Source organism: Variovorax sp. AC103 (genome assembly GCF_979254005.1).
Genome location: NZ_CEEDFC010000074.1, coordinates 1 through 269, shown reverse-complemented (window position 1 = coordinate 269; position 269 = coordinate 1). Strand labels below are relative to the sequence as shown.

The 269-nt window shown below is 69.9% G+C and carries 1 protein-coding gene; it reads left to right on the top strand.

Annotated elements, in window-relative coordinates; translation table 11 throughout:
- Positions 1-269: class II aldolase/adducin family protein (locus tag AC0IYU_RS34850; protein ID WP_472126970.1), on the top strand; the 269-nt coding region annotated here is incomplete at both ends.

The window sequence follows — 269 nt, the reverse complement described above, 5'->3', positions numbered from 1 at the left end:
GAACCCGGCGGGCTTCGTCAGCCACAGCGCGGGGCAGGCCGCGCGCGAAGACATCCAGTGCGTGCTGCACACCCCCACCAAGGCCGGCATCGCGGTGAGCGCGCAGAAGAACGGCGTGCTGCCCATCCGCCAGCAGTCGACCTTCGTGCTGGCCTCGCTGGCGTACCACGACTACGACGGCGTGGCCTTCCGCGACGACGAGAAGCCGCGCCTGCAGGCCGTCATGGGCCACGCCAACTTCCTCATGCTGCGCAACCACGGCCTGCTGA